This is a genomic window from uncultured Bacillus sp., from assembly GCF_958411575.1.
GTDB lineage: Bacteria > Bacillota > Bacilli > Bacillales > Bacillaceae > Bacillus > Bacillus spizizenii.
Window position 1 is genome coordinate 573,121 of the sequence record NZ_CATYRA010000001.1, and the last position, 22,839, is coordinate 595,959.

17 protein-coding genes and 2 pseudogenes are annotated in these 22,839 nt (G+C 42.2%); 2 read left to right on the forward strand and 17 right to left on the reverse strand.

From position 1 onward, the window contains the following. Positions 1 to 39 precede the first annotated feature (39 nt). The 3 genes and pseudogenes from wapA to Q5C82_RS02895 form a co-directional block, all read right to left on the reverse strand. The gene (gene wapA, locus Q5C82_RS02885; RefSeq protein WP_003218918.1) at positions 40 to 7,056 is read right to left on the reverse strand and encodes a tRNA nuclease WapA; all 7,017 of its coding nucleotides are present in this window, start codon (positions 7,054 to 7,056) and stop codon (positions 40 to 42) included. Positions 7,057 to 7,225: 169 nt separating this feature from the next. Further along, a complete protein-coding gene (locus Q5C82_RS02890; protein WP_032727375.1) occupies positions 7,226 to 8,161 on the reverse strand; it encodes a DMT family transporter in 936 nt (311 codons plus the stop codon). A gap of 81 nt (positions 8,162 to 8,242) precedes the next feature. Next, positions 8,243 to 8,945: pseudogene (locus Q5C82_RS02895) on the reverse strand (SDR family NAD(P)-dependent oxidoreductase); the annotation flags it as partial. Positions 8,946 to 9,354: 409 nt separating this feature from the next. Between Q5C82_RS02895 and Q5C82_RS02900 the strand changes: the two are divergent. After that, positions 9,355 to 10,119 (forward strand): membrane protein, encoded by a 765-nt coding sequence (locus Q5C82_RS02900; protein ID WP_003218922.1) that lies wholly within the window; start codon positions 9,355 to 9,357, stop codon positions 10,117 to 10,119. Between the two features lie 243 nt (positions 10,120 to 10,362). Here the strand turns inward: Q5C82_RS02900 and Q5C82_RS02905 are convergent, their stop codons facing one another. From Q5C82_RS02905 to Q5C82_RS02970, 14 genes and pseudogenes are all read right to left on the reverse strand, one after another. Continuing rightward, positions 10,363 to 10,809 carry a universal stress protein gene (locus Q5C82_RS02905; RefSeq protein ID WP_013308087.1) on the reverse strand — a complete coding sequence of 149 codons (447 nt, stop codon included), beginning with the start codon at positions 10,807 to 10,809 and terminating at the stop codon, positions 10,363 to 10,365. Between the two features lie 103 nt (positions 10,810 to 10,912). After that, on the reverse strand, positions 10,913 to 12,322 hold the full coding sequence (gene bglH, locus Q5C82_RS02910) for an aryl-phospho-beta-d-glucosidase (RefSeq protein WP_003218924.1): 1,410 nt from the start codon (positions 12,320 to 12,322) through the stop codon (positions 10,913 to 10,915). A gap of 21 nt (positions 12,323 to 12,343) precedes the next feature. After that, positions 12,344 to 14,182, reverse strand: a complete 1,839-nt coding sequence (gene bglP / locus Q5C82_RS02915) for a PTS beta-glucoside transporter subunit IIABC (protein WP_003218926.1) — start codon at positions 14,180 to 14,182, stop codon at positions 12,344 to 12,346. Positions 14,183 to 14,574: 392 nt separating this feature from the next. After that, positions 14,575 to 14,874 carry a contact-dependent growth inhibition system immunity protein gene (locus tag Q5C82_RS02920; RefSeq protein ID WP_003218928.1) on the reverse strand — a complete coding sequence of 100 codons (300 nt, stop codon included), beginning with the start codon at positions 14,872 to 14,874 and terminating at the stop codon, positions 14,575 to 14,577. 141 nt (positions 14,875 to 15,015) lie between these two features. Beyond that, on the reverse strand, positions 15,016 to 15,279 hold the full coding sequence (locus tag Q5C82_RS02925) for a hypothetical protein (RefSeq protein WP_003218930.1): 264 nt from the start codon (positions 15,277 to 15,279) through the stop codon (positions 15,016 to 15,018). A gap of 146 nt (positions 15,280 to 15,425) precedes the next feature. Beyond that, the gene (locus Q5C82_RS02930) at positions 15,426 to 15,812 is read right to left on the reverse strand and encodes a hypothetical protein (RefSeq protein ID WP_003218931.1); all 387 of its coding nucleotides are present in this window, start codon (positions 15,810 to 15,812) and stop codon (positions 15,426 to 15,428) included. A 29-nt stretch (positions 15,813 to 15,841) separates the two neighbouring features. Beyond that, a pseudogene (locus tag Q5C82_RS02935) lies at positions 15,842 to 16,092 on the reverse strand (hypothetical protein). A 10-nt stretch (positions 16,093 to 16,102) separates the two neighbouring features. Further along, the gene (locus tag Q5C82_RS02940; protein WP_003218935.1) at positions 16,103 to 16,552 is read right to left on the reverse strand and encodes a hypothetical protein; all 450 of its coding nucleotides are present in this window, start codon (positions 16,550 to 16,552) and stop codon (positions 16,103 to 16,105) included. A gap of 160 nt (positions 16,553 to 16,712) precedes the next feature. Further along, positions 16,713 to 17,045 carry a hypothetical protein gene (locus tag Q5C82_RS02945; RefSeq protein WP_003218937.1) on the reverse strand — a complete coding sequence of 111 codons (333 nt, stop codon included), beginning with the start codon at positions 17,043 to 17,045 and terminating at the stop codon, positions 16,713 to 16,715. A 21-nt stretch (positions 17,046 to 17,066) separates the two neighbouring features. Continuing rightward, positions 17,067 to 18,671 carry a T7SS effector LXG polymorphic toxin gene (locus tag Q5C82_RS02950; protein ID WP_003218939.1) on the reverse strand — a complete coding sequence of 535 codons (1,605 nt, stop codon included), beginning with the start codon at positions 18,669 to 18,671 and terminating at the stop codon, positions 17,067 to 17,069. 19 nt (positions 18,672 to 18,690) lie between these two features. Next, positions 18,691 to 18,960 carry a YwqI/YxiC family protein gene (locus Q5C82_RS02955; protein WP_003218942.1) on the reverse strand — a complete coding sequence of 90 codons (270 nt, stop codon included), beginning with the start codon at positions 18,958 to 18,960 and terminating at the stop codon, positions 18,691 to 18,693. A gap of 11 nt (positions 18,961 to 18,971) precedes the next feature. Continuing rightward, a complete protein-coding gene (locus Q5C82_RS02960) occupies positions 18,972 to 19,337 on the reverse strand; it encodes a DUF5082 family protein (protein ID WP_003218945.1) in 366 nt (121 codons plus the stop codon). Positions 19,338 to 19,645: 308 nt separating this feature from the next. Next, positions 19,646 to 21,064, reverse strand: a complete 1,419-nt coding sequence (locus Q5C82_RS02965; protein ID WP_003218948.1) for a glycoside hydrolase family 43 protein — start codon at positions 21,062 to 21,064, stop codon at positions 19,646 to 19,648. A gap of 73 nt (positions 21,065 to 21,137) precedes the next feature. Next, entirely contained in the window at positions 21,138 to 22,127 is a 990-nt protein-coding gene (locus Q5C82_RS02970; RefSeq protein ID WP_003218950.1) for a Gfo/Idh/MocA family protein, read from the reverse strand. Between the two features lie 242 nt (positions 22,128 to 22,369). Here Q5C82_RS02970 and hutP point away from each other — a divergent pair, with 242 nt between their 5' ends. Then, entirely contained in the window at positions 22,370 to 22,816 is a 447-nt protein-coding gene (hutP, locus tag Q5C82_RS02975; protein WP_003218951.1) for a hut operon transcriptional regulator HutP, read from the forward strand. The last annotated feature ends 23 nt before the right edge of the window (positions 22,817 to 22,839 follow it).

The following is a 22,839-nucleotide window of genomic DNA, read 5'->3' on the forward strand; positions in this document are numbered from 1 at the left end:
TACGGTAAGTACTGCCTTTAAAAGCAGTTCTATTATAAGTTAATATGGAAAACTCGTTACTACTCTTCCATTTTTTTCTCTTATAACTCGAACACGTTTTGTTTTTCTTTTATTACCATTCACTCCAACATATCTTTTAAAAGTCTTTTCGTAAACTGTACGTCCATATTGTCCTTTACGTGCTTTCCCTGACCTTAATGTACTTCTTGTTGTTCGTTTTAAAGCTCTGTTACTCTTGAATTTCCCTTTTTTTCCATATTTTTTATCGCGCTTTGGACCGTGTCTATCTTTTATATGATGCCAAGACTCTTTATTAAACCAACCTCTTTTTGCCTTATTAGCAAAACTATAAGCCCTCTTAGCACCCTTAAATATCTTCCCAGGCCCAAAGTTAGAAGCAGCTGCCCAAGCAGCACCTTTCCACCCTTTACCTGATTTATATGCCTTGTACCCATCATAGGCTGCAAATCCGGCATTTACCACAAGCCATACCCAATGCCCATCCGGATCAACATTCATCACCGGGTTATTATTTCCATAAGCATACCCATTCTGATCCAGTGAATCTCCGTCACTGCCCGGGTCTGGGTCAAGTGAGAGGAACACGCCGTTTCTTGGCTCGTAGTAGCGGGCCATGAGATAGTACAGGCCGGTTTCTTCGTCGTATTGGTAGCCTGCGTAGCGGTAGCGGTTGTCTTTTACTTCATCACTTGCTTCGGTTTTTGTTGGATTTCCCCATGCGTCATATTGATACTTGGCAACGGTTTTTCCCGTGCTGTCTGAGATCGCGATGACGTCGCCGTGTGCGTTGTAGTGATAGAAATATTTCTTGCCATTTTCCGTGTAGGATAACAGCTGGCCGCTGTCTCCGTACGTGTATGATTTTGTGACGTTGTTGTCCGCGTCTGTTTCATACAAGACGTTCAAGCTGTCTCCGTCGTAGAAGTAGTTCGTGACGTTTCCGTTGACGGTTTTTTGGATTCTGTTTCCTTTTTCGTCATATTTGTATGTTGCGAACGGCTTGTCTTCGCCTTTTTTTGTAACGGCAGTCAGGTTATCCTCTGCATCCCACGTATATGTGAATTTGCCGTCGGATGTGCGGTTGCCGTTTTTATCGTAAGAGATGCTTTCATCATTGACTTTTGTCAGCTGGTTCATGATGTTGAAGGAAGCGTTCACCGTTTTGCTTGACCCATCTTTTACAGTTGTAACGGTTTTCCGGTTGCCGAATCCGTCATATGTGTATTCAATGACAGTACCGTCTTCATGGGTTTCTTTGACAAGCTGATTCAGCTTTCCATACTCATATTTCACCTTGCCGCTTGCTGAGCTGTTTATCGTTGTGCGGTTGCCGTTTGCATCGTATTCATAGCTTTCCGTCAGAAGGCTTCCGCCATTTTTGTCGCCGATATGCAGCGAGCTTACAAGGTTTCTTTCGTCATATGAAAAACTTGTTCCGCCGCCGTTGCCTGTAATAAAGGTTTGGACATTGCCATTTTCATCATAATCAAATGAATATGAAGAGGTGCTGTCTTTCATCTCAATCATTTGATCCAGTTTGTTATACGTAAATTGATTCGTTCCTTTTTGGTCCCCATGGCTCCACGAGAAGGTTTTCAGCTTATCGGAGTCACTAGGATATGTCCAAGTTTGGCTGCCGCCGCGGTCAGTCAATTCGGTTAAACGGTTTTTGTTGTCAAATGTCCGTTTCTTTGTGGTGTTCTGCTCTTTATTGACGACCGATGTTTCATTTCCATTTTTGTCATACGTGAAATTGTACTTTTCTGTACCGTTATACGACTTTGATTTCACCCGGTCTGTTCCATCATAGGAAAGAGACACTTCGTTGCCATTTGGTGAAATGGTTTTGGTCAGGTTGCTGTTGGCATCATAGTCGCTTGCTAACACATTGCCGAGAGGGTCAGTTGTTTTGACAAGCTTGCCCATGACATCATATTCGTATTTATAGGTTTGATCTGCTCCCGCCCGGATGGTTTTGCTTACCTCATTGCCTTCCTTATCATAGCTGTGAAGGATAGACGTGCCGTTGGAGAGCGTCATGTTTGTCAATTGGTCTGCCTGATCATACGTATAGGTTGTTTTTTCACCTTTTGCATCCGTTTCAGCTGTTTTCTTACCCGTTTCATCGTAATCAGTTGAAGTGGCGTAACCTAGTTCGTCCTCTTCCTTGGTCACATAGTTACCATTGCTGTCATACGTGCTTTTTGTCAGAAGGCTTCCTTCAATCAGACGGATATCATCAAACCAGACTGTTCCTGTCGCACTCTTTTGGAACAGAATGCTGATATCGACTTTATTGATCGGCTTTGTTTTTGGTATAACAACAGCAGCCCGGTTCCATTCCTGTGTTCCAGAAGGGAATTTCGCATTGTAGACGCCTGTGCTGCCGTCCGCGTAAGTGACATTAGCCTGCAGAGAATAGTCTTTTTCATCTGTAAATTTGACGCTGCTGGCTTTCGACATTCCTGTCAGTGTGAGATAAACCGGTTTGTCGTTTGCGCTTTGCCCTAAGACAACGGTTTGTTTTGTTACTGATCCAGCTTGGGACGTACTGGTCCGGGCAGCTTTTAATGATACATTATCATTAAAGCCTTCTTCAGAATCAACGGATGCCCCGCTTACGCTCCAGTTTTCCGTTGCTGCTGTGAAACTGCTGTTTTGTACTGGGTTATAGCTTGATGATACTTCGCCTTTTTCCAGCTGAACTTCATCAAACCATGCTTTCCCTTTGCCATCTTTATCTTTATGGTCCACTTCCATATACACAACAGCTTTTCCTGCATTCGCAGGAGTCGTAAAAGTAATTTGTCGTTTTGTCCAGTCATTTTTTCCGGCTAATGCGCTGTATTCATTGTGAATCCATTGAATTCGTTTTTGATCTTTGTCTCGCAAATCAATGTTAAAGTAGGCTCTTGATTTCGTAAGATCTGTTTTGATTTTCCCGCTTAATGTATAGGTTGTATTCGGCTCCAGCTCAACTGTTTGAGTCGCTGACGAATACCCGTGATCTGTTCCGGCAGACGTTGATTGACTCAAGACTTCCAATGCCTTTGATCCGGAAAGAACCCCGCTTTTATCGGCAATCACTGAGATTTTGCCGCTGTCTTTAGATGCAGTCAGATTCCAGCCGGATTTTTGCGCTTCAAAGCTTCCATCTTTCAAAATATTAGTTGAAGCTGATAAATCTTTGCTGGATTGAATCTGGTTTCCATATTTATCATAAACAGCTGCTGACGATGACTTTCCACTCTGATCGGTTTCGGATACAGCATCCAGTCCGTCATAGGCAATATCCGTGACATTCCCCTCGGTATCCTTCATCTTTGTGACATCGTTGTTTTTGTTGTATTCGTACGTCTCAGTTCCATATGCGTCTTTAACCGACGTAACGTTGCCATCTTTGTCATATTGATAGCTTTCCGTTGCTTTTCCGGTTCCGACATCGTTTGGATCTACATCTTCTACGACATTATTGCCTTCATATTTTGTATTCGTTGTAATTTTTAGCCCTTCCGCATCATCAATAACCTGAATCGGATTTCCCGCTTCATTATAGCCATACTGTACTTTCCGGCCATTTGGCTGTGTCATAAGAAGCGTCTTTTTATCAGCATCATAGCTATAGACATATGTTTCTTTTTTAGCGTTGATCGCTTTTTCGAGACGGTGTCCGCTATACTGATATTCGGTAAAGACAGGCTTTGCTTCGGTGCTGTTGGCTGAATATTGTTTGACAAGACGCCCTTCCGCATCATAGTCAAAGCTTGTGACAGTCCCGTCTGTATCCGTGACTTTCTTCAGCAAATCACTCTCATATGAGTAGGTTACTTTCTTATTCTTAGGTCCGGTGATGGAGGTCACATGGCCATTTTCGTCATATGTGAATGTGAGCTTGCGCCCTGATGCGTCTGTAATGGCTGTCAGTTGATTTTTGTCATTGTAAGTGTAGACAGTTGCATTGTTATGGCCATCCACTACCTTTTGGAGTTTGCCGCCTTTTTTATTGAAATAAGCGTTGGTTTGATCCTTTGTTTTTAATATGAACTGATCAGCTGTTTCTGTTAATTCAAGATATACACCGGTCGGCGGCTGATACGTGCCATCGGCTTTTTTCGTAAATCGATGAGTCGTAGCGTCTTCATCGATGTACATTGCCCCGCCATCCGTCGAGATGACAGATGTTTCTGCATCAGCATACCAACCTTGCCCAAATAAATGATCAGAGGTGTCAAGACTGTTGTAGGTTCTCGATAAGCCAAGTCCCGGTCCGCGTCCGTCAATTGACAGGTCTTCTTCATTCACAATGACATTGCCTGTCGCACCATTTAACTGGCCGCTTGGGATATCAATGATAGACCAGTATTCTTCTGTTCCAAGGAATTCTGCGCCTTCATGGAACGTTGGGTTAAAGGGTGCCGTCGGAATCGTTTCACCATTTGCATTATAGGCGGAAAGCGTGAAAGAATAATTCTTCTTCCCTTTGTAATTCCCATTTGCATTGTTATAGACAGGTGATGGATCGAGTGCCAATTCACGGCCCTTTCCGTCTGTATGCAGCTTATAGCTTCCGGCTTTGATTTCCTCAGACGTCGGCCAGATGTTTTTATTTTGGGTTGTCCAATGATCCACGTCACCCACATCATAGGACTGATATTCTTTCCCGTTATAGATGTTAATTTTATAGCCTTTCGCATTTTGAACCTTTTCCCATATCAAATTCACATAGCCCGTTTGACTCGATTTTGTGTTTGTATACAAATAGCCAGTTAAATTCTTTGGCTTAGCGATATCAGGAAGTGTCGGATTAGCAGCCGGTGATGCAATGGCTTCGCCGTCTTTGTTATAGGCGATTATTTTAAATGAGTAATTTTTTTTGGCTCCGTCTCCTCCGGCGTTTTTATAAGTTGGGCCAGGATTGATCGGCAGCTCTGCTCCGTTTCCGTCCTTTAGATGAAGAGCATATTTTCCCGCTTTGATTTCTGTACTTGTCGGCCAGATCTTTTTCCCCTTGGTGGTCCAAGACGTCTGATTTCCCAGATCAAGTGTCTCAAAGCCTTTCCCATTGAACACCTGAACTTTATAGCCGGTGGCACCAGATACAGCTTTCCAAGAAAGATCGAAGTACCCTGTGGCATTCCCATTATTAAAGCCCTTTGTTGACGGCGCTTGTGCTTTCCCTACATTAGGGATAACGGGCTTTGCCGGTGCAGACATTGCTCCTTCTCCCTGGTCAAATATTGCACTGACGCCAATCCAATAGTTTTTGCTTGTGGCATAGCTTCCGCCGGAATTCTTATAGACCGGGGATGGGTCTAGTGCCAATTCAGCTCCGTCCTTGCCGTCCAGATGCAGTTTATATCTCTTGGAGGCAATTTCTGCACTCGTAGGCCAGATTTTTTTTCCTTTTGTGCTCCACGACGTGACGTTGCCTGCAGAGATCGCTTGATACTCTTTACCATTGTAAATCCATACTTTATATCCTTTCGCACCTTCAACCTTTTTCCAGCTGATATCAAAATAACCAGTGGAGTCTCCGTTGTGATACGCTTTAATGGAAGGGGTGTTTCCCTTTGGTATGGTATACGTCACTTCAATATACGGTTTATTCGCGGAGTTCGCTGAGGAAATTAGTTTTTTCCAATATTCCTTGCCGTTTCCGTTTGTATGAAGCTTAAATCCATAGTTGGCTCCACCGGAATTCCATGACTTTACAGCCGCAGTCACATCGTAACTCGCCCACTGTCCTTTATGGACGTCTGCTTTTCCGATATTTTTCGATGCTGGTTTGGTGTTCCATGTCACTTTTCCATTATCGTAATTGCTGTTGACTGTATCCAGCCAAAGACCGGTTGCCTTTGTTCCATAATAGGAATGGGCTACGTATGTTTTTAATGTAGCTTTGGTGACAGCCATATTTTGAATCGGTTTTAGGTTGTTAAATTTCATGAACGCATAGTTTGTGCCTGTCGTTTTGTCATAGTAGCCCGTTTTCAGCACATAAGACTTTAAGTTAGCATCCCACTTTTGCGAGGACGCCGAATAGTTCGTCGTCGGATAGGCACTCATGACGAACGTATCTGATGAAACAGATAAAGATGTTGACGGGTCGATAGATACTGGATATACGCGTTCTGGGTCTTTCAGCCAGTTCTCGTCTGCTGTGAGGTGAAGCAAATACCCTTCTTCATTCTTTTCCAGCTTATAGCTGACTTTGTCTGACCGTTCAACCTCGCCAGAAAGCTCATCTAACTTTGAATCCGTCATAAAAGGTTTAGGCACAGAAAAAACAACTTTTCCTTTTTCATCAGAAAAATCAATGGATCCATCCTCTTGTTCTTTAGCCTGCAAATCGGTTTTTACCTGAAATGTAAATGTGTTGTATCCATCATACTGATGAAGGACTAAATCTTCTTTGATGTTTTCGTTGAATGTGAAAGTCTGAAGATCAATATTCGGAAACACATCCAGATAAACAATCTCATTACTGTCAGTCTTATAATCTGCTGAGGTATCTTTCGGAGTAAGTGAAGTTTTATTTGGGCCTTTCGCTTCTACAAGTGAATATGTAACCTTATGGTCATTGTGCTCAAAAGTCGCATAAAGCCCGTTCTTCATTTGCTTTTGAAAATCTGAATTCAAAATGGCATTCTCTGTCTCGACTTGTTTGCTTGTCGACTCTTTTAACTCAGGAGAAATGTCTTCCCAGTCAGCATTCGGTGTTTCCTTTGTATGAATAGGATCAAGGTATACTTCCTGTTTATAGACACCGTCTCCTTCATAATAAAGCTTTGTATTTTCTGTTCTTTCTGAGGTGATCTCTCCCTCTTTGTTTATGTCTTTCGGATCAAAAGGTACGGCTTCCTCAGTTTGTTCATTCCGAAGAGTTTCTTCTGGATCATCGGCAACAATACGATTTCCAGTCTCTTCTTCTGTGGTTTTTGCCAGTACATCTGCCGGCAATAATGAAATCATTAAAGACAACACTAAAAATGCTGCAATGAACCTTTTAAAGGTCCGCCTCTTTCTTTTTTTCATTTCCTCTCTCCTTTTGTAATAAAAGTAATATTCACTCAATAATCTTAACTAGACTGAAATATTATTACAATATTTTTCTAGAAAGTTTATCTTATTTTAAGGATTAGCGAGAGTAAATTGACCTAAAACAAAAAAAGGCCGATTAGGCCTTTTTACATTCTTTCTATCATTATTGAATTTGTTCCATATCCTTACCCTCAGCAACCACATCCGCTTTTCCCTGCCTCCTGACAAGCGTCAAAGCCATGCCCGCAAAGATCATCACGATACCTAGTGTTTGATAGAGATCTGGGCGGAAACCTGTGAAGACGGTATCGAGCACGATCGCAACAGCCGGGTCGAGGAAGACAATGATTGAAATAAATTTCGTTGATAAAAATCGCAAACTGTCAAAAAACAGTAAATACACAATACCCGTATGGATGATACCGGTAGATACCACCATAATCCAGTTTCCTTGAGACAGGTCAGCAAAAGCGCCGAAGTGAATAAATGGAATCAGGATGATAACCCCTAAACCCGTTTGCAAAAAGGTTGTCGTGTAAGGACTGAGGTTTTGAATGCCTTTTCCCAATAAAGTGGTGAACGCATAAAACAGTGCGGCGAAAACGGCCCATATGATCCCTGATCCCATCAGCTGTGTCAATGAAGTGCTGCCGTTAATTCCGGAAATCAGCGCAGTTCCCAGAAAGCAGATGATAATGGAGCTGACGGAGATCACATTTAATTTCTCTCTGTAGATGATGCTCCCCAGAAGAAGAACAAGCACCGGTGCAAGGTGATAAACGGAGATGGCGATCGTGACAGATGTTTCTTCAAAAGACTTAAATAAAAACACCCAGTTGAATACAAGAAAGAAACCGCACGCTAATGTTTGCAGCACTTCTCTCTTGCTCCACTTTTCGGTTTTATACTGGCCTGACACAAGCCAGCAAAAGCTTAAAAATAGCGTCGCGCAAAGGCAGCGGACAAAGACCAATTCAAATGACGGCAGATTGGTATGCTCTGAGAAAAAGCCGATGGAGCCGAAAATCACCATGGAGATGACCATTTTCAGCACGGCTGTTGATTTTTGTTTTGGTGCGATTGAGAGATCTTGCTGCATCAAGTGTATTCTACCTCCAGTTATGTATATGGAAAAGCATACCAACTGCAAGGTGCTTTTCCCTTTTTTATAGTTTCTTGCCGCCGTCCAGCCGCCGTCTATGACAAAGTTTGAGCCTGTGATAAAGTGCGCATCCTCCGAAGCTAAATACTTCATACAGGAAACGATATCACTGCCCCCACGTATGGAGGGCATGGTTATCTTTGATCAGCTGAACCATTTCATCGTCTTGAAAATACTCTTCCGTTAATTCTGTTTGGATTACGCCCGGTGAAATGCTATTCACCCTGATTTCCTTTGACCCGAATTCCATAGCGAACTGCTTTGTCAGTCCGATAACCGCATGCTTGGAAGACACATAGGCAGCCCGCGCAGGCTCTCCCATCAGTCCAGACACAGAGGCGATATTGATCATACAGCCTCGTTTTCCCAGCTTAGACCACAGCCTTGCCGCGTCCCGGGAAAGAATAAAGGCTGCTGTGAGATTAATGTCTTTGATCTTTTTGAATGATTTTGCTGATCATTCAAGAGCAGGGGTAATTTCCCTTATCCCTGTTGCATTGATTAAGAAGTCTGGAATCAATTGGCTTTGTTCAAGCTTTGGCATTAAAGATTCTGCCTGCTGGACATCAGACAAGTCTGCTTCTTCCATGTGAAAGTCACTGTTTACTATAAATTCCGACATTTTATTCGTTTGAATATCTACTCCAACGACCCGAAAGCCGTCTTCTAGAAATTGCTTTACTCTCGCAAAGCCGATTCCGCTACTTGCCCCAGTAATCATTATATTTTTTTTGCCATTTTACATTTCTGGTTTTTTTAATTTTGGTAATTTTACATAGTCTTGCATACTATAGTTTGTTCATATAATTTAGCATTACGTTCTATCCTCCATTTTCCATATTTTTATCATACAGGAAATGACCAAAAAACTCATTTGCTTTTTAAGGAGAGAGATCATTATGGTTCAAGCTGCAGGTGTACGATGAAATGATCAGAAGATTTTTACATCTGTATCTGTTTCAAAAATGCCTCATCTTCCTTTTTGTGCCAGTACGTTTTTTTGCTAGCAAGAAAAAGCAACCCAAGAAATACCAGCCTACTCAATAGAGTTAACTATAAATGAGAAGGGTAATACTGTTGATATCGAAACTTTTACGGCACACTTTACGTTTTAGAAAGGAAAGATGTTGATGGAGTCTATCTGGCTGGAATATGCCTGGACATTATTAATTTTAATCGGATTAGAAGGACTGCTATCGGCTGACAATGCCCTTGTACTGGCAGTTATCGCCAAGCATTTACCCAATGATCAGAAAAAAAAAGCGATAAATTATGGAATCATAATGGCATTTGCCTTCCGGTTTGCGGCGCTTTTTGCCATTTCGTTTATCGCAAATGTCTGGCAGATTCAGGCGATAGGAGCAGCGTATCTTCTTTACCTGGGCTTAAAGCATGTAATTAAGGCCCGTTTCGGGAAAAAAAGTGAGAATATTCATGAGGAGGCCAAAGAGGAGGCTGCCGGGAAAAGTTTCTGGCCCACAGTCGGGAAAATTGCTTTAGCGGACCTCGCTTTTGCCATTGATTCGATTCTGGCTGCGGTTGCTTTAGCTCTCGGGCTTCCGGATTCACCACTTGATGATTTCGGCGGCATGGATGGAGGACAATTTATTGTTGTTGTCCTAGGTGGGATTGCCGGCCTTATCCTGATTAAGTTTGCAGCTACTTGGTTTGTAAAACTTCTTAATCAGCGCCCTGCACTGGAAACAACCGCATATGCCATTGTGGCCTGGGTTGGTGTCAAACTGGTGGTCATTACCCTTGCCCATGAGGATATTGGAATCCTGGACCATCACTTTCCACACAGCACCACCTGGACGATAATCTTCTATGGCGTATTAGTGGCTATTGCTTTATTCAGTTGGTTTGCGCCGGCCAATAAATCATCAAAGAAATAAAAATATAAAAAGCAACAATGAATAGAAAACTGGAAAGTATATTTGAAACCAAACAAGAGGCGTCACCCCTTACTGATCAAGGGAGCGCCTCTTTTGGGTATTGTTGTTTTAATAAAAACAAATTTTTAAAAAGCTGTGTTTAATGAACAGTTTACGAAATTGTGTAAAGCAAACTCTCTTCTAGCTATTTAAATACAGTAAGTCTCGGGTGCTGGCCATTCGCTATATCAGATATTTGAATTTTTATCGAACAATTAAAACCGGGCAAGTTGATAATTGAGACACTTTATGGCTGACGCTTCCCAGCATCATTTCTTTCAGGCCGCTGATGCCCCGGCTGCCGACTACGATCAGGCCGACGCCTTTCTCTTTTGCGGTATTTAGTATCTCATGAGCCGGCTCGCCATTCGCGTAAATGATTTCAGCTTGAACACCGTTCTCGGCTGCTTTTTCTCTTGCATTTTCAAGGATTTTCAGGCCCTCTTTTTTAACCTCGTTCCTGATTTCATCAATAAAATGTTCAGGCACATAGACAATTCCCGTCAGAGAAGAAGTCGTGACGACGGCTTCTCTCCCCACATGAAGGATGCTTAGTTCCGCCTGCTGTTCTTTGGCCAAATGCACTGCGGCATCAAGCGCTTTTTCACTCATGTCTGATCCGTCAATCGCAACTAACATTTTGTTAAACATTGCTCTTCCCGCCTTTCGGACTGTGGGTGGTTCATCTTTCTCTTTTATTGTCCGCCTGCTTCCGGTTATTGTCAATTGAAGCGCATGCGTTTTCAAAAATTTGTCAGAGACTCTCTCCGTTAGTGGCGATGACCTCTTGATACCAGCTGAAGCTTTTTTTCTTGATGCGGTTTAATGTTCCGTTTCCATCATTGTCCCGATCAACATAAATGTAGCCGTAACGTTTTTTCATTTCCGCAGTGGAGGCACTGACAAGGTCAATTGGCCCCCATGATGTGTATCCGATTAATTCAACGCCATCCGCAATGGCTTCACGCGCTTCAATTAAATGGTCACGCAGATAATTGATTCTGTAATCGTCCTGAATCGTGCCATCTTCCTCAACTTTGTCTACAGCGCCCAGGCCGTTTTCAACGATGAACAGCGGCTTCTGATAACGGTCATATAAGGTGTTAAGCGTGATGCGCAAGCCTTTCGGATCAATCTGCCAGCCCCATTCTGATGATGTCAGGTAAGGGTTTTTAACTCCGCCCAGCAGGTTGCCCCCTGATTTTGCAAGCTCTTCCGGATCAGTGCTCGCCGCCATCGACATGTAGTAGCTGAATCCGATGTAATCTACCGTATGTTCTTTCAAAATCTCTTCATCGCCTTCAGCCATTTCAATTGTAATATTGTTTTCTGCCAGATAGCGTTTCATATATCCCGGGTATGCGCCTCTTGCCTGCACATCTGAGAAGAAAAGTGTTTTGCGCTCATTCTCCAGTGCTGCGAAAACATCCTCCGGCTTTGATGTCATCGGATATGTTGTGGTTGCCGCTATCATACAGCCGATTTTCGAATCAGGGATGATCTCGTGACCCGCTTTGACGGCAAGAGCACTGGCCACAAACTGGTGGTGTGCCGCCTGGTACATTGCGTTTAATTTGTTTTCTCCTTCTCCAAAGACAAGACCGCCGCCTGTAAACGGCGCATGGAGGACCACGTTAATTTCATTGAACGTCATCCAATACTTCACTTTGCGTTGATAGCGTTTAAAAACGGTTTTGGCATAGCGTTCATAGAACTCTATGACTTTGCGATTCTTCCAGCCGCCATAATGTTTCACTAAACCGAGCGGCATTTCATAATGTGAGATGGTTACGACAGGCTCAATCTGATGCTTTAACAGTTCATCAAACAGATTATCATAAAATTTGAGGCCTTCTTCATTTGGTTCCTCTTCATCACCATTTGGAAAAATTCTTGTCCACGCAATAGATGTACGGAACGCCTTGAAACCCATTTCCGCAAACAAGGCGATGTCCTCTTTATAACGATGGTAAAAATCAATTCCGGTATGATACAGATTTATAGAAGTCATCGATTCATCAAATGGAGACATGATGCCGTTCGGTGATACGTCAGCTGTCGAAAGTCCCTTACCGCCCTCGTTATAAGCACCCTCAACTTGGTTGGCAGCAACCGCGCCGCCCCATAAAAATCCTTCTGGAAATCGTTTTGTATTTGAACTCATATTGATCACCCCATCAGTTTTTTAGGATAAAGCAAGCAGCGCTTCTTTTGTCTGCACTTTGCCGATTTCTTTCACCGGCGAAAACGAATATTGGTCTGTGTTAGTCACGATCACCGGGGTAATGACGTCATATCCCGCGGCTTTGATTTGTTCCAGATCAAAGGACACGAGCGGATCTCCCGGTGTGACCTTGTCGCCTTCTTTGACGTGAGCCGTGAACCATTGTCCCTCGAGTTTCACCGTGTCCAATCCAATGTGTATGAGGATTTCAGCTCCCTGATCACTCGTAATGCCAATGGCGTGTTTTGTTTTAAAAATGGTGGTAACGCTTCCATGAACAGGTGAAACGACTTCTCCTTCTTCAGGCTCAATGGCAAATCCTTTTCCCATGATCCCGGCAGAAAATACTCCGTCATTGACTTCGCTTAATGCTTTCACTTCCCCTTTAATCGGGCTGTGAATGATTTCTCCGCTGCTCTCATAGCTTTTTCCTGCAGCCGGCTGCTGACTGCCATCAGACGGTACATCCTCAAATCCAAGCAAATACGCAGCTGCTGTTCCTGCCGCAAACGCAATCACAAGACCGATTATCGCGTAAATAAACGTTGGACCGATAAACACAGGGATACTTGGCAGACCTGCATTCCCCCCGACGATATAGGAAGCAACACCCATCATTCCGTAAAATGCGCCACCGGCTGCACCGCCAATCAAAGCGGCCGCAAACGGTTTTTTCAATCGCATGTTCACGCCGTACATCGCGGGTTCTGTAATTCCCATCAGCGCAGTAATACTCGTGGTAAGCGCAAGTGATTTAAACTTTTTGTTTCTGGAGCGAAGGAAGACGGCAAATGATGCCCCGGCCTGTCCCATATTCGCCAAAAACATAGCCGGCAGTAAATAATCATGGCCGTTTTGAGCGATGTTGTTGATCATGATCGGTACAAAGGCATAGTGCATGCCTGTCATAATGATTAAAGAGAACGTTCCCGCCAGCAAAATCATCGCTACCAGTCCTGCATGATCAAATAAATAATTAACCCCAGCAGACAAGTATTCTCCTAAGATAGCGCCAAGCGGACCGACTGTAATCAATGTTAGCGGCACGACAATCAATAATGTGAATGTCGGAACCACAATCAATTTGAGAGACGAATGTGTAAAACGGTCAATCCACTTTTCTACGTATGAAGCAATCCAAATCGCCAGCAAAATCGGAATGACTGTTGAAGAGTAAGTGGCAACGGTTACAGGAAGTCCGATAAAGGAAATCGGTTTCCCCGCACCAAGCAGTGCCGTCAAATCCGGGTGCAAAATCGCTGCCGCAATGGCTGCCGCTACGTAAGGATTGCTTCCGAATTTTCTCGCCGCACTCATCGCAAGCAGAAGCGGCAGGAAGTAGAACGCGCCGTCACCGACAGCCGACAAAATGACATGAACCTGACTATTCTCGGCCATCCAGCCAAACGTGACCGCTAGCGCAACAAGCCCTTTGATCATCCCCGCTCCCGCAATCGCAGGAAGAATCGGGGTAAACACACCAGAAATCACATCAAAAATCGCACTCAGCACATTCTTTTTCTGAGAAGATGAACTGGCGCTTTTCTCATCACTGAGATTGCTGTGACGCACAATCGCCTGATACACCTTCGGCACATCGTTTCCGATAATGATTTGAAACTGCTCGCCACTGATATTGGTGCCCATCACACCCGGCAGCTGCTCCAATTGGCTTCGATCCGCCTTCGCGTTGTCATGAAGATTAAAACGCAGCCTCGTCATGCAGTGAATCACGCGCTGAACGTTTTCTTCACCGCCTACGAGTTGTAATATGTCTTTCGATAATTTATCATAATCCATGTGTATACCTCCTTTTTATGGGGGAACCCGCTGGATGAAAGGTGGCCGCCTTTCTCCAGCTTTTTTTGTATCAAATGCCGCATCACCTCCAAAATGAGAATAAAAAAACCTAAATGACGCAGATTGCCAGAGTCTCCTCTTACACCTGCACCATTTAGGTTTTGCCTGCTTTCGCAGTAACAATCCTGACGGGTCGCTGTATTTGTTTTGTAGGTATACTTTAGCACTAGATTTGTTGGATGTCAACGCTTTCATCCTTGAGTGTTGACTATCGTTTCTAGAACAAAAGTAATCATAAAGGTTTGAACATAGTATTAACTTCAATAAAAAATTATTGTGATTAAAAACCTTGAAAGGCATTTTTTCCAATCAAGGTTATGAATCGTGACCGTTTAAATTTTATTTAAAGACTTCTTTATCTGTACTATTACATTCTTTAGCCAATCTATTGGTTCTAAATTAAACGCAGGAAAATACACCCCATCCGCGCGTTGAATGTATTCATTTTTCTCATTGTCTGAATGCTCACTTTCAATAAAATCCGTTAAAAAAACAATAGCATACTCCAAATATTCTTTACTTTCCTCTGTTAATAACTCTTGTAAAACGTCATCAGGAGATTCAATATCCTGATGAAATGTTCCAGCCAAAAATTGAAAAACAGGGTCCTTCTGTTTATTGATCAATAACATGTCGTCTTGCCCCTTTAAGGAAGAGATAACGGGATAATAATCCTGATAGGTATTTCATTTTGGGGATTGTTTAAATCATTCATCATCTAAAAAATCATAGAAGATCATTTGTTCTTCAAGTATATGCTCACTCTTTAAGCTCTATTGATATCCGTCTATATCATTTAATTTTTTTATAAGTACTCTTTTCCTGAATATATTAATACCTAAAGGGAACACAAAGAAAAATACGCCATATGAAAAACCAGCAATCACATATAACTCTATATCATGAACTTGATTGGCATTTGCTAACCAGATTGTCATGATAGTTAGAACTATTCCTGCTAGGGGGAAAACAATCTGGATGATTAATAATGATTCATTTATTTTTCTCAATAAAAATTTCTCATCTATCTTCTTCACTCTCTATAATCACCTTACGTATTTCTTCAGCTATTATTTATTTGCATTGTCAACCAAGATTTCCTTCATTGATTATGTCCAAAAACAAAACCTTCTCATAAAAGAATTTAAGTTTCCATTTTGTATAAACATTTTACTTTTTATATTTAAACAGACTCTCTTAAAAATTCTATGCTTATCCTGTCAACCTTCATCTCAACGTTTTTCCCAATTAAATGAGGATATTCAGAAAAATACTCATCTTCATCAGTTAGAACGATTCCTGCATCAATTGAATCCTCTTGCAAAATTCCCCTAATATAATATTGATATCCTAAACCAATCCGATCTAATTCTTTTGTTTTTTCTTTATTTTCACGAATAACTAACTCATCCAAAATCGTAAAACCAACTAACACAGGATATTTTTTCCCCACTTCAATTTCATAAGGACAGACAGAAGAAAAACCTGTAAATTCTATCCCTTCTATTTCGAGAATCACTTCCTCTTCTATATGTGGATCAAGTCCTTTAACAAATGCTTTATATATCATAGGGGAACCTCTTTGTTTTTTATTATAAGCTAAGACTCAAAAACTGTTTTTTCTAGAAATATCCTCTTTCTCTTACTAAACAAACTGCTAATCTTTGTGCAGCTCGATCAAAACAAAATGTTGACGGGAGATTTTTATCAGGAATTTCTTCTAACTTTGTAAGCTTTCTAGTTATTTTATTTAATTGCATTTTGCCCATAGTATTTTCATGAGGCCCGAATTTGTAAACCACAGTTTCATCATCTTCATATTCTTTTAGTAATAAAATGTATACCGCCACTGTTTATTCCTCAATTAGTAAAATTCAATTCACTCCACTTTTCTTTTATCCATCCCATTCTTTCATCAGCTTCTTCTGTTGCTAAAACACCTCTTTTGTTTTTGTACTTAATACTTTCTTTTGCCCAGATTAAAATGATCTTGGTATATTCCACCGTCTCTATTGTGCATATACAATCTCCTTCATCTTCATCTGCGAAAATATCTTCAATCAGTGTTTTATGTTTATCAGAACTAATTAAATTTAAATTCCCGCCACTTTCGAATATTGGTAATTCCCCAGACAATACTTTTAATAATTGTTCAATTTCTTCCTTTATGCTATCGAAATCACTAAATATATCAGATCCTAACGAATTACTAATAAGGTAACCATTTTTAAGTATTTTCTCTTTTTCCAAATCCAAAATGACTTCATCATAATCATCTATATATTCAATTGCATATTTATATTTGAGCAATATACTATCTCCGTTATTTCTTATTCACCGGTAGATGGTGTGAGTTAACACAAGCAATATAATGAGTATTTCCCAAACATAATAGGTGGTGTGTTTCCAACCTAAAAGAACCTTGAAAGGTTTTAACCAATTTCAAGGTCCCAATTTAAAATTTGTTAATTTAATTATCGCTTTTCCACACTCTTTGACCATCAGTTAATAAAACTGTACTTGGTGGATCATCATAGAGAGAGATTTCAACCAATGAACTTTTTTCTTGTCTCAACCAATTATATACGTTGCCTTCATTCTGAATCGGTTTGGATAATATTTTATTTACTTTAAATGCAGCTGCATCATATTCTGTATAATTATTATCATCTTCGTCCAATCCATTGTCTGTTTCAAAAACAGTATCTAGTTCTCCAATAATCCTTAACCCACTTGTCCATTCTAGTATCAAGTCATTATTTTCATATTTTATTAAAGTTTCAATTAAAGAATCATAGCCCATACGATCCCTCTTTTCTTATTTTTATGGCCTAGATGGTACTATATGCGCCCCGTCTTTTCCATAATGTATTAATCCTTTAGTAGTCTCAACATATTCACCAGTATTACGATCATAATATTTTCCTATTGGTTTTCCAAAGTCTACTCTTTCCCTGCCATTTTTTAAGAAATCGCCTTTCCCTGCATACTTATCAAGCAATTCCTGTGCTGTTTTATTATCACCATAGAAAATACTCTTGTTTTTACCATTTGCTATTTCTTGTTTGTAATTTGGCGTATTAGGAATATGTTTCTCTTGAGCACCTGGCTTTACTTTAACTGGGAATCCATGTACTTCTCTGTAAGGTCCTTTAGGTAGTGACTTCTTTCCATAAGAAGGTACACCATTACCCGTATCCTTAGCAACGTTTTTAACTTCCGAAGCCTTCTTAGCCTTTTTCCCATCATTAATAAGTTTATTAATATCTATTAACTTTTCTAACTTAGCTATTTTGGCAAATGGTACTGAGTTTATGGAGGCAACAACACGGTCTTTCCCTGTGACTTTTTCGCCTGATACCGGATCTCTGCCCGTGGCTGCTTTAAATAGATCATACACGCCGGTAAGTTCTACAGCTGTCTCTAAAATTTTCACATTTCCATTCTCATCCACTTTAATGTCCGAAAGCGAGACGACAGGTTCAAGCTTCATGTCATTACCAGATATGTATACATTGTAAAGTGTATCATTATAAACAACTTGCTTAACCTCTGCATTTGAGAAATCAGTTTTTATATGTTCTCTATGTTCACTCGTATTATACACTTTACCATTGATAACGATGATATTTTTACTTACCTTTTTAGAATGACCCGTTTTGACAACTGAATCCACTTTAGACTTTTCATTCTCGGCTAATTTCTTCAACATCATCTCCATCGGAGAATCATCCGCCTCCTTCATTTGCGGGTTAATCGTGCCGAAGGTTTGATTGATGTTTTCTTCTTCCTGTGATTTCAGGATGGAGCCGCTTTTGTAGCCTGTGATTTCAATTTTCGGACCGGTGTACATGGTTTCGAGCTGGTCTATATATTTTTTCATCGTTTGAAAATCTGATTTTGCGGTTTCTAGTGCTTGGGTTTGCTGGCCGTCAAATTGAAAGAGCTTATTCAGGGTGTCTGAAATCAGTCGCTCAGCCTGTTCTGTTTCCATTCGGAAAAAGGTATCATTGACTGCCGGCAAGCTGACGATGTGGCCGATGGCTGATGTCTGGCGATTGACTGCGTCAGTGAGCTGTTCTGTCACTTCCCGAGCATGCTTGACCCCGTGTCTTGCGTCGTGTGAGAGAAAAGCCTCTGCGATCATGCCGTGGGAGTCAGATTCTACAGAGGAAATCGCATGCTGTGTTTGTTTCAGCACTTTTTTGTATTCGTCGATAAACATGCCAAAGAAAAGGAGAAAAGGCTTGTGACACTCCTCGTAAAAAGTCCGGATGGCATCTCCGCCTTTTCCTTTTAGCGCATCCTTCATGCCTGCCAGGTGCTCAACGCTTTTTTCCAGCTTCTCCAGCTGTTGTTTTTGCTTGTCCAGTTTCTCAATCGTATGCTGAATGCCCTCGTGAAGAGCGTGGACATCTAATGTTTTCAATCCCTTGTCCTCCCGCGCTTTATTTCATGGAAGATGATATGTTTTCGTCCGTTTCCTTCATGGCGTTTACCGCGCTTTCCGTTTGTGCGATATGCTTGGCCAGAACAGACGCATATGCTTCAGTGAGCTCTTTGATGTCCTTATTTAATTGCTCGATGGACTTCACAACATTCAAATGGTTTCTGCCTGAGAGATGGCCGGGCAAGGAGGACTTGAGTTCAGCTGAATTCTTGAGCTGAGAAAGCCCTTGCTTCACTGTGCCATACACCATTTTAATTTCCTGTGCCATTTGTGCTCACCTCACTTTTTATGTTTTTCCTTCTCTATTTCATGCTCTATCCTCGTAATTTGGCGTCTTATGGAATAGACATCGCCCTCTAATGAGTGGATTTTTCCTTCTATGCTTTCGATGATTCCGCTGACTTGATCGCTTTTGATTTGCTGATATGCTTTGTTCATTCCTTCACGAATATCTTCAAACCGCTGAGCATGTGTCCCTCTCCATGCCTCCCGGTTAAGATGAGGCCGGTGAATGAGATGCTGGGCCTCGGAGAATTCGTGTTTGATTTGCCTGATTTCGTGCAGCACTCGTTTTAATTGATGGATCTGTTCCTGCTTTTCATGTAAGTCGGCTTTTACCGAATGTAACAACATTTCACTATGCATGCCGCAACACCTCGTGTTTCTATCAAACTGTGTCAATTCTTGACAATACAGACTATTTTCATATTACATGATGGGTCATATTGGATAAATAGGTAAAAAAGGTTTGTCTTAAGGGGGATTTATTCGGTTCTAAACTGCTATAAACTCGCTTTCGATGATTTTATAAGAAGGATAATAAGAATAGAGAGAACTTTATATTTAGGTCTTTATCCTTATCAATACCTTGAATTTTTTCTTCCGTTGAACTATTACTTATAGTCAATAAAACTGATAAAAAAACGCCTTCCTACGAAGGCGTTTTTCCCATCTTATTTAGATCCCCAAACAGCCTCACCGCTGCCATTCAACACACTAAATGTCATGACGTTCTTCTCTCTCACTGAATCCCACTGGCGTAAAAATACCCCGTTATACGTCTTGCCCGCTAACGTGATGGCGGCTGTATTCTTACCGGTTTTCTTCCATGTTCCGCTCATTTCCCCGGAAATGGTGTGGTTTTTGTTGAGCTGGATGTTGATGGTTTTTTTGATGTCTGCTGAGATGTCTTTTCCGTGCTGGATGAGTTTGTATGTTCCTGTGACGTCTTCTTGTTTTACTTTTTTCAGCGTTTCACCTGCATATCGATATGGCGTCACTACCGGCCAGCCGTCTTTGTTCATGAACATTTGATGGACTCTGACTTCGTGTTCTTCACCTCTGCCCGGAAAGCGGGTGTGGAAGATTAAATAGGAGCGTCCGGTTTTTTCGTCATAATATGCGGAGTTGTGGCCTGGTGAGACGTAGCCGGTTCCTTTTTCTTTTTCTGTTTCAAAAGAATAGCTGCCCATGAGTTTGACGCCGTAAGGTTCGATTGAGCGGTCGTCGAAGACTGTGCCTTCTTTGCCGCGGACGTCAAGCATCGAGTTGCCTTCTGCGTCATAGTAAGGGCCGTCAGGTTTTTTGGAGCGGGCCACACGGATGTTGTAGCCGCCTGTTGCATCAAGACCGCCATATGATAGGTATAAGTAGTAGTATTTGGTGTCTGGATTGTAGAGAACATACGGGCCTTCGATTCTGCTGTGGTTGCCGCCGAGCAGTTTTTTTCCGTATCCCTGTCCAGGAAGCGGGAAGCCCGTTTTCGGATTCATTTCAAGAATGAAAATGCCGCCTGAGTATGAGCCGTACACCATCCACAGCTTGCCGTTTTTATCAAAGAAGGTATGCGGGTCTACAACATTCGGGTGTTTGGTTGCGTCATACGGTGTTCCATCGTCACTTGTCCCTTCCATGCCTGATTTCAAAAAGATGCCTTTGTTTTTATACGGGCCTTCGATGTTATCAGCGACGGCGACGCCCAAGGCTGATCTTGGCGAATCGCCGCGGCAGGCGTTGTAGTACATGTAGTACTTGCCGTCCGCCAACTGCGTGACGTCAGCCGCCCACAGGGTATCGGATTGCGCCCATTCGAAGGTATCTTTTAATTCTTCGTAGACATTCGGAATCAGAGGATTGTTGTTGCTTACGTTAGTGGTCAGCTGCTGCCATTGCATGAGGTCATTTGTTTTCGCTGAAGCTAAGTGAGATCCGAAAACGTAAAAGGTGCCGTTCGTCTCAATGACGGAAGGGTCATGGACGCTGACTTCTTTAAATACGGGTTTTTCTGCCTTTTGTGCATAGACGGAGTTTGGCAAGGTGAAGGCCATGATAAGGGCTGCAAGAAAACATACACGGAACAATCGATTTAACATCTACACAATTCGCCTCTCTTTTTCACTAAATTTTTAAGCGCTTACATTTTTTCTATGAAGGAACACCGGCCCTTTAGGAAGGCCTGATGTTTTCATATTCAAACGGATAGGTGATTCCCCACTGTTCTCTTACATTGTCCATGATGCTCATGACATCAAGAGAGAGACTGATGGTCTGGCTGCCTGTTTGGTGCAGGACTGCTGCTTGCATATCCTCTACTTCATAGTTCAACCCTTTTGCCGTTTCTCCTTCTTCAATCACCTCTGTTTTTCCATTTGTGTACGTAATTACTGCTTTGTCCGGTCGTGTAAAGTCGTCGACTGTAATAAAGCCATTTTCGCCGGCAACTACGCCTCTTTTTGGCATTTTTGCCCTCATTGTCAGCGATATGACAGCCATTTCGTTGTCAGCGTTTTTTAGGAGCATGCCTGACTGCTCGTCTACACCTGTGTCAGTCGGCTTGGCCGTGCTGAGGATCTCATTTGGCTGGCTCGTGAGAAAATACCTTGCGAAAGCGAGCGCATAGGCTCCCGTGTCTAAGAGTGCGCCGCCAGCCAGTTCTTTATTAAAGAACCGATTTGTGACTTCGTATGGCTTGCGCGTTCCAAAGGAGACTTGAACCATTTTAAGAGGTCCGATGCGACCCGCCTTCACGATCTCACGGAGTTTTTTGTATAGCGGCATATGGTAGATAGTCATCGCTTCAGATACAATAAGTTGTTTTTCTTGGGCCATGCTGATGATCCTCTTTAGCTGTCTCGCATTGACGGTAATGGCCTTCTCACAAAGAACATGCTTGCGATGCTGAAGGCATTTCATCATATATTCATAGTGATTGGAATGCGGAGTGGCAATGTAGACAATATCGACATTCTCATCTTGCAGCAGTTCTTCATAGCTGCCGTATGCTTTTTCGACATGATGCTCCTTAGCGAACTTTTTCGCTTTGTCCAAGCTTCGTGACCCTGCGGCATAGACCGTTCCGTTTACTTCTCTCAGCGCTTTGGCGAAATCTGAAGCGATTGCGCCAAGTCCGATGATTCCCCAATGTAAGCTCTTCACTGCACCTTCGCTCCTCTCCTCTATCTTTATATCTAGAGTACGACAGCAGCCGCCCGCACTCCTGTCTGGCTACTGTTTGCAATGTGCTAAAAGAAAACCCGTCCTGCTTTCTGTGTCACGCTATTACAATAGCAATCTAACTTGTTAAAGACTGTAAAAAACCTTTTGACTTCTTCTGCTGAACCAATTAATATAATACTCAGTTAATAGTTATCAGAATTTTTAGGAATTGAGTGATTCATATGACACTGCACAAAGATCGCCGGATCGGCAGGCTGTCTGTTCTTCTTCTGCTTAATGAAGCTGAGGAAAGTACACAGGTCGAGGAGCTGGAGCGAGATGGATGGAAGGTCTGTCTCGGCAAGGTAGGATCAATGGACGCGCATAAAGTAGTAGCCGCAATTGAAACCGCTTCCAAAAAGAGCGGTGTCATTCAATCTGAGGGTTATCGTGAGTCACACGCGCTTTATCATGCGACGATGGAGGCTTTACATGGCGTGACCAGAGGTGAAATGCTACTTGGATCGCTGCTTCGGACGGTGGGCTTGAGGTTTGCCGTTTTGAGGGGAAATCCTTATGAAAGTGAAGCGGAAGGCGATTGGATCGCTGTCTCGCTTTACGGAACGATCGGGGCGCCGATCAAAGGACTTGAGCATGAGACATTCGGCGTTGGAATTAATCACATATGAAACAGCCCATAGATCTTAGACGA